Here is a 7,121-nt window from a genome sequence, read left to right on the forward strand (position 1 = left end):
CGGCCGGGCGGTCGGCCAGCGTGCCCTGCGGGACGCGCTGCTCGACCACGTCGCGGTGGTGGTCACCCCCGACGGGCCGCCGACGCCGCCGGTGGAGGTGCCGCAGCGGCTGGTGCAGGGGTTGGTCCGGATGGGCTTCCTCGGTGCCGCCGACAGCCCGGTCGCCGACGTCGCCGAGCCGGCCGTGCAGGTGCGGGTGGCCGGCCGTTGGGTCGGCCTGGTGGGACCATACGGAGCGGCCTGGTTGCAGAAGGCCACCGACCTCGCCGTAACACCCCTCGCTACTCGTCCGAACGGATGACCCCTGTTCATTCTTCTGGGCTGGGGCGGTCGTTGGGGGGATGCTTCAACCCGGCTGTCCGGGTACCGTCCATCCTCGGATCCAACGCACCGTAGGCGGCTGGATCCGCTGGGGAGTGAGGTGCGCGAGCGATGCCGTGGTGGTCATGGCGCCCCGGTCCCGCCGACGGCGGCGATCCGGAAACCCGAAGCGGGATCACAGTGGAGAGCGCGGTCCGGGTCGGACCGCCCAGCCCCCGCCAGCCGGGGGACGACTGCCCGTCCAATGAGCGGCCCGTGCTGACGGAGATGCCCGCTACCGTCGAGCCGGTCACTCTGCGTCGGGTCTGTGACGCACTCGACCTGCTCGACGTGCGTTACCTGGCCGACGGCGACGGCAACCTGTTGGCCATGTGGGAGCGGCACGCCGTGCTGGTCGCCCTGGAGGGGCCGGAGGACGAGATCCTGGTGATGCGGGCCCGCCCGCACGCCACGGTCCCGCCGGACTGGGCCGACCGGGCCTACCGGGTGGTCAACGAGTGGAACCACACCCGCCGGTTCTGCAAGGCGTACATCGGCGACCCGACCGAGCGCGGGCAGCTACCGATCTACGCCGAGCTTCAGGTGCCCCTCGGCGCCGGCACCCACGACGCGCTGCTGGTCGAGATGCTCGACTGCGGCGCGGCGGTGGCCACCAGCTTCGTGGACTGGCTGCACGACGAGGGCGCCCTGCTCTGAGGCTCCGCGCGGGCGGGGTGCCCGGCCGGGGCCGTCAGGCGCGCTCGGCCGGGTCCTCCATGACGTTGACCATGAAGTACGCGGCCCGCTCCAGGTAGTCCCAGAGCGCGGCGGCGACCTCCGGCTCCAGGCCGAGCCGGTCCACGGCCCGGCGCATGTGCAGCAGCCAGGCGTCCCGTTCGGCCACGCCGATCCGGAACGGGGCGTGCCGCATCCGCAGCCGCGGGTGGCCCCGCTGGGCGGAATACGTGTTCGGACCACCCCAGTACTGCATCAGGAACAGGGTCAGCCGGTCCGCCGCCGGGCCCAGGTCCTCCTCGGGGTACATGGGCCGCAACAGGGGGTCGGTGGCGACACCGACGTAGAACTCGTCCACCAGCTTGCGGAAGGTGGGCTCGCCGCCGACCGCTTCGAAGAGGGTCATCGACGCACCGGGACGGTCGGAGTCACCTGCGGGGTTCACCGTTCCATCCTGCCAGGTGCGCCCCGCGCCGGCCCGGCCCGTACGCCGTGCGTCGGGTCACGCCAGGCGTGGCCGGTCAGGTCACCGCGTGCCGGCGTCGGTCGTTGCCGGCCTGTGGTTCGCCCACCTGGGTGCCGCTGGAGGGCCGGCCACCCGGGGTTGCCGCCTGCTCGGCGTTGGCCGCGACCGCCGCCGTGACCGCGTCGTCCACCGTCTGCCGGTCCGGCCAGCGCAGCGCGGCCGCCATCATCAGCAGCACCCCGGCGGCGCTCCACACGCCCACCACCAGCGGGATGGAGAACCGGTCGGCGAGCACCCCGGTGACGAGCACCGCCACCCCCTGGATGACCTGGACCCCGGTGGCCATCACACCGAACGCGCGCGCCCGGAACTCGGCGGGCAGGGCCTGGACGAACAGGCCGTTGGCCATCGGCAGCATGCCGGCGACCGCGAACCCGCAGAGCGCGGCGAGCAGCGCCACCACCGGGGGAGGCGGATTGAACAGCGCCGGCACCAGCGCCAGCGGGGCGAGCACGGCCAGTGGCCGCATCAGGGTCAGTCGGCGGGCCGGGCCGAACAGCCGGCTCACGAGCAGCCCGCCGAGGATGAACCCCACCGGGTTGGCCGCCATGATCAGCGCCTGCGCCAGGCCCGCGTCCATGTCGCCGCCGTCCTGGTTGGCCCAGCCCGCCGCCAGCCCCTCCGGAACGATCGAGAAGAGCATCGCGCTGAACACCAGCACCGCGATGGCGCGCAGCACCGGAGTGCCGAACACGATCTGGAATCCCTGGGTGGTCTCCCGCAGCAGGTGGCTGCGGTGGGCGCTGGTCATCACCGAGGGCCGGTTCCGTACGCCGAAACGCACCAGCAGCGCCGAGACGGCGAAGGTCGCCGCGTTGATCAGCAGTGCGAGGGCCGGATTGACCGCGGCGATGGCGGTGCCGAGCAGGTAGCCGACGACCTGTGCGGCCTGCCCGACGCTGCTGTTCAGCGACAGGCCGACCACCAACCGGTCGCCGGCGAGGATCTGCGGCATCAGGGCGGACTTCGCGGCCTGGCTCGGCGGGTTGGCCAGCGTGGCGGCGAAGATGAGGACCAGCACCGCCTGGACCGGCAGGTTGGGGATGGCGATGAGCAGCATCAGCGCCATCCGGATCAGGTCACACGTGACCATGACCCGCCGGAACGGGTACCGCTCCGCCAGCGCGGCGAGCAGGGGACCACCGAGCAGCCAGGGCAGGAAACTGACAGCGAAGGCGGCCGCGGAGAGCGCCACGGACTCGGTCTGCTGGTAGACGAGAAGGGTGACGGCGGCCTTCGCCAGATAGTCACCGATCCACGAGAGGGCGCCGGCCGCGAAGACAGCCCGGAACTCGCGCTGGGCGAACACCTCGCGAAAAGTGGCCGGGCCTTCCGCGGAAGGTCGCTCGTCGGGCACCGTCGCCTCCATCGGCTCCCGGGGCACCGCTCGTGGCGGGCCGGCCGGGAACACTCGTCAGATCTACGGATCAGCGAGGTTGTGACCACGCTCCGGCGGGAACGCGTGCACCGAATTCTGCCCGATCGTCTGACAACTAGCTAGGGCGAACGGCTCGTTCGTCACATCCCCGACTGAACGAACGGACGATACCTGAGGGGCCGGGTGGCCCGCGACCCCTGGATCGCCGGACAGGTCGCCCCGGTCAGGTGGCGCCGCCCTGACCGGTCTCACCCTCCGGCAGCGGCCGGCTCGGAACGCCCGGATAGATGCGGGCCGCGGCGATCTGGGCGGTGATCCCGGAGTTCTCCAGCGCCTCGGCAAGCCGTCGGCGCAGCTCACGGCCCACCGCGAACTGCCCGTCGGCGGTCGTCTTCACCACCGTGCGGATCACCGCGCCGTCCACCGTCATCTGCTCGACGCCCAGCACCTCGGGCGCCTCCACGATCTCCGGCGACAGTTCCGGGTCCATCGCGATCGAGGCGGCGGCGGTCCGCAGGACGGCGGTGGCCTCCTCGGTGCTGCTGAACCCGATCGGCAGGTCCACCACCACCAGGGCCCAACCCTGACTCTTGTTGCCCACCCGGATGATCTCGCCGTTGCGGATGTACCAGAGCACGCCTCGACCGTCGCGCACGGTGGTGACCCGCAGCCCGACCGACTCCACCACGCCCGTCGCCTCGCCCAGGTCGACGTTGTCGCCCACGCCGTACTGGTCCTCGATGAGCATGAACAGGCCGGCGATCAGATCCTTGACCAGGCTCTGCGCGCCGAAACCCAGCGCGACGCCGGCGATCCCGGCGCTGGCCAGCAGCGGCGCCAGGTCGAAGCTGAACTCGCGCAGGATCATCAGCAGCGCGATCCCGAAGACGAACGCGGTGGTCAGGCTGCGCAGCACCGAACCGATCGCCTCGGCCCGCTGCCGTCGTCGTTCGGGCACGAACTCGGTCGGGTCGGCGGCGGCGGTGGGCACCCGCTCGCGCAGCGGCCGGAGCATCGTCGGCACCGCACCGTCGGTGGTGGTCCGGACCAGCCGGTTGATCGTGCGGTGCAGTGCCCAGCGGGCCACCATCGCCAGCGCCACGATCAGCAGCACCCGCAGCGGTTTGAGCAGGATCCAGTAGCTGCCCTCGGCGAACCAGGCCGACCTGGTGATGCTGTAGATCCACTCGCAGGAGGTGCTGCCCTGGCAGTTCACCGATACGGCGTCGGGCAGGGCAAGGGGCGTCACGCTGGCGGCACTCACCCTGTCTTCGTACCGCAAGGAGCGCGCGCGTCCTCCGCCGACCCACCGGCGGGTGACCTGCCGGCAGTGCTCGTAGGGGTCAGACCAGTAGCGATCGGTCAGCAACGACCCGCGTGTCGAGGTCGACGCGGCCCCGCTGTGCTGGCGGCGAACTCCTGGGGCAGGAGGCTGGGAGGTAGGCAGTGAGGGGTTTCCGGCCCTTCGGCCGGAAACCCCTCACGGTGACCTGGTTCAGCGGGCTGACGTCACGCCAGAGGTGACGTGCGGCTCCGCCGCAGGATCAGCGAGGCGGTGCCGCCGAGGGTCACCATCGCGGCGCCGATGCCGAACAGCCACCACAGCATGGTCGAGTCCTCGCCGGTCACGGGAAGAATCGGGCTGGGGCTGACCGTCGGAGGCTGCGTCGGGCCATCCGTGGGAGGCGCGGTCGGCTGGGTCGGCGAAGGCGTGGGCTGCGTCGGCGTCGGGGTCGGCGAAGGACCAAGAGGACGCTCACAGCGCGCCTCGGCGAGGATGACGGTACCGACGGGGATGTCCAGCAGTGGTCCGCCGACAACGGTGCCTGTCAACCGTAGGGTCGCCTGGACGGCGATGGCGACAGCGCCGTCTTCCGTCACGGTTTCGACATTGGTGAGCGTCGCGTTCAACGTAGCGCCGAGGAGCCCCGGGACCGTGACCGCCGCGCTCGCGGTGACCCCGGGGGTGTTCGGCACCAGGGTCACCGGCTCGCCGAACAGTTCGAGCCCCGTGAAGGTGGTGTCCGCTGTCTGCGCGCCGGTCTGCGGGCAGTTGACCGCCGCGGTGATCACCTCGGCGTCGATGACGGGCGTGCCGAGGACGGCCAGAGCCAGGTCGGCGATCTCGGCGTTGGCCGATGATGCCGTCTCGCCCCGGGTGGCGCTCACCTCGACCACTGTGCCCGAGGCCGTCACGCCCAGGGCGCCCGGAATGGTGATCGCCAAAGCCGTGTCGGTGTCTGTGCCGCCGCCGGCCGGTGCCGTCGCGCTGCCGATGACCACGTCAGCCGTGACCACCGGAACGCCTGCCACGGCGGCCGACAGGTCGACCACGACGCCACGGGCGCTGGCATCGCCGGGCGCGGCGAGCGCCGGGGTGGCACTGGACAGTGCTACCGCACCGACGGCGATCGCCATCGCTCCGGTGGCGGAAATTCGCCGGATCATTCTCACGTTCTCGCCTCTGCTCGTTCACCCTTCCCGACCGTCGAGAAGGCAGCCCGACTTTATAGGGCATTGGTGATAAGAAACGCTAATTCGGACAAAATGCGGACGGCTCACGTCAGCTCATGATCTTGTAGGCGTCCACTCGCACTGCCTCCGTGGGCGGCGGTGACCAGCAAGAAGGGCTGTCAACCACTGTCCGGCGACGGCAGAGTTCTCCCAGGCCCGGGCAGCGATCCGCAGGGACGCGGATGATCCTCATACCCCATGCGGGATTAGTACGTGCAATCCGGGGTCCGATCAGGGACTATTGGCGCAACGGACGTCGGTGATCGGCCGGCGTCGACCGTGTGGGTCGTCATGCCCGGCCCCGGTCGACGGCGGTACGCAGCAGCCGCTGAACCGGGAGGGTGAGCGCGATGCCTGACATACGACCCACGGTGGGCTCCGGCGCGTTGGTCCTCAACGCCACCTACGAGCCGCTGTGTGTCGTGTCGGTGCGTCGAGCCGCGATCCTCGTCCTGTCCGCGAAGGCGGTCTGCGTCGCCGACGGTGACGGCATCCTGCACAGTGCCCGGGACGCGCTCCCGGTGCCGTCGGTGGTCCGGCTGACCCGCTTCGTCCGCGTCCCGTACCGCACGCATGTCGGGTTGTCCCGGCGGGCGATCTTCGCTCGGGACGGCTGGCGGTGCGCGTACTGCCGGGGTCCGGCCGAGACCATCGACCACGTGTTCCCGCGCAGCCGGGGTGGCCGGCACGCCTGGGAGAACGTGGTCGCCGCGTGCGCCCGCTGCAACCACACCAAGGGTGACAAGACTCCGGCCGAGCTGGGTTGGCGGCTGCACGCGTTGCCCGCCGCCCCGAAAGGTACGGCGTGGCGGGTCCTCGGGCACCGGGCGCCCGATCCCCGCTGGGCCGACTGGCTGGACCTACGGGAACCGGAAGCCGCCGCCTGACCGGTCTCAGTCCGGCCGTGCCTTGACCAGGGACGCGAAGACCACGACGTTGTCCGAGTAGCCGGTCTCGCCGCCGACCCAGCGACCGCCGCAGGTGATCAGTCGCAGGCTCGGACGGCTGAAGTCGCCGTACACCTCGTCGACCGGAAGTCGCCCCTTGTCGAACCGCTCCACCGAGTCCACCTCGAAGACCGCCACGCTGCGGTCGGTGCGCGTCACCTCGATCCGGTCGCCGGAGCGCAGCTCACGCAGTTGGTGGAAGACCGCCGGACCGCTGGTGGTGTCGACGTGGCCGACGATCACCGCGGGCCCGTACTGCCCGGGCGTGGGGCCCTGGTCGTACCAGCCGGCCTCCTGGGCGCGCGCCGCGTCCGGCACGGCGATGGTGCCGTCCGCGGCGATGCCCACGTCGTGTACGGGCGCCCGCAGGTCGATCTTTTCGATGGCGAGGCTTGTCGGATGGCTGGCCGGCAGCACCGGGAACTTCTTCGGCGGCGGTCGCAGGCCGGCGCTGAGCCGGTCGGGCAGGATGCTGACCCCGGTGACCTGTTCCACGCCGAGCATCGCCACGATCAGCACCATCAGCGCCGCGACGGCCAGCACCGGCAGTCCCGGTCCGGTGCCGAACCGGCGACGGGTCAGCGGCGCTCCGGCCGTGCGTTTCGACGGCAGCGGACGGGTGGCCGGGTCGGTGGTGGCGACGCTGGCCGACACGGCCTGCCCGGCGACCCGGCGCAGTCGGCCGGAGGCGCGGGCCACCAGCCGGCCGGAGGCGCGCAGC

7 protein-coding genes and 1 pseudogene are annotated in these 7,121 nt (G+C 71.5%); 3 read left to right on the plus strand and 5 right to left on the minus strand.

Annotated features, from left to right (window positions below):
* Both JNW91_RS27960 and JNW91_RS27965 read left to right on the plus strand, forming a co-directional pair.
* Nucleotides 1–301, plus strand: a pseudogene (locus JNW91_RS27960) (hypothetical protein); the annotation flags it as partial.
* Nucleotides 302–432: 131 nt separating this feature from the next.
* A complete protein-coding gene (locus tag JNW91_RS27965) occupies nucleotides 433–1,017 on the plus strand; it encodes a type III secretion system chaperone family protein (RefSeq protein ID WP_203178445.1) in 585 nt (194 codons plus the stop codon).
* A 34-nt stretch (nucleotides 1,018–1,051) separates the two neighbouring features.
* Here JNW91_RS27965 and JNW91_RS27970 read toward each other — a convergent pair whose 3' ends face one another.
* From JNW91_RS27970 to JNW91_RS27985, 4 genes are all read right to left on the minus strand, one after another.
* Nucleotides 1,052–1,480 carry a globin gene (locus JNW91_RS27970; protein ID WP_407664393.1) on the minus strand — a complete coding sequence of 143 codons (429 nt, stop codon included), beginning with the start codon at nucleotides 1,478–1,480 and terminating at the stop codon, nucleotides 1,052–1,054.
* Nucleotides 1,481–1,556: 76 nt separating this feature from the next.
* Entirely contained in the window at nucleotides 1,557–2,930 is a 1,374-nt protein-coding gene (locus tag JNW91_RS27975) for an MFS transporter (protein WP_203178448.1), read from the minus strand.
* Nucleotides 2,931–3,162: 232 nt separating this feature from the next.
* A complete protein-coding gene (locus JNW91_RS27980; protein ID WP_407664394.1) occupies nucleotides 3,163–4,155 on the minus strand; it encodes a mechanosensitive ion channel family protein in 993 nt (330 codons plus the stop codon).
* Nucleotides 4,156–4,448: 293 nt separating this feature from the next.
* Nucleotides 4,449–5,387, minus strand: a complete 939-nt coding sequence (locus JNW91_RS27985; RefSeq protein WP_203178452.1) for a hypothetical protein — start codon at nucleotides 5,385–5,387, stop codon at nucleotides 4,449–4,451.
* 416 nt (nucleotides 5,388–5,803) lie between these two features.
* On the opposite strand from JNW91_RS27985, the gene JNW91_RS27990 reads away from it, so the two are divergent.
* The gene (locus JNW91_RS27990) at nucleotides 5,804–6,340 is read left to right on the plus strand and encodes an HNH endonuclease (RefSeq protein WP_074313833.1); all 537 of its coding nucleotides are present in this window, start codon (nucleotides 5,804–5,806) and stop codon (nucleotides 6,338–6,340) included.
* A gap of 6 nt (nucleotides 6,341–6,346) precedes the next feature.
* On the opposite strand, the gene JNW91_RS27995 is transcribed toward JNW91_RS27990, so the two are convergent.
* Nucleotides 6,347–7,120, minus strand: a complete 774-nt coding sequence (locus JNW91_RS27995; protein WP_203178454.1) for a class F sortase — start codon at nucleotides 7,118–7,120, stop codon at nucleotides 6,347–6,349.
* Nucleotide 7,121 lies beyond the last annotated feature (1 nt).

Source organism: Micromonospora parastrephiae (assembly GCF_016802865.1).
Classification (GTDB): Bacteria; Actinomycetota; Actinomycetes; order Mycobacteriales; family Micromonosporaceae; genus Micromonospora; species Micromonospora parastrephiae.

Coding starts and splice junctions, on each gene's coding strand:
- JNW91_RS27965 (WP_203178445.1), top strand. CDS start 433: ATGCCGTGGTGGTCATGGCGCCCCGGTCCCGCCGACGGCGGCGATCCG.
- JNW91_RS27975 (WP_203178448.1), bottom strand. CDS start 2,930: ATGGAGGCGACGGTGCCCGACGAGCGACCTTCCGCGGAAGGCCCGGCC.
- JNW91_RS27985 (WP_203178452.1), bottom strand. CDS start 5,387: ATGATCCGGCGAATTTCCGCCACCGGAGCGATGGCGATCGCCGTCGGT.
- JNW91_RS27990 (WP_074313833.1), top strand. CDS start 5,804: ATGCCTGACATACGACCCACGGTGGGCTCCGGCGCGTTGGTCCTCAAC.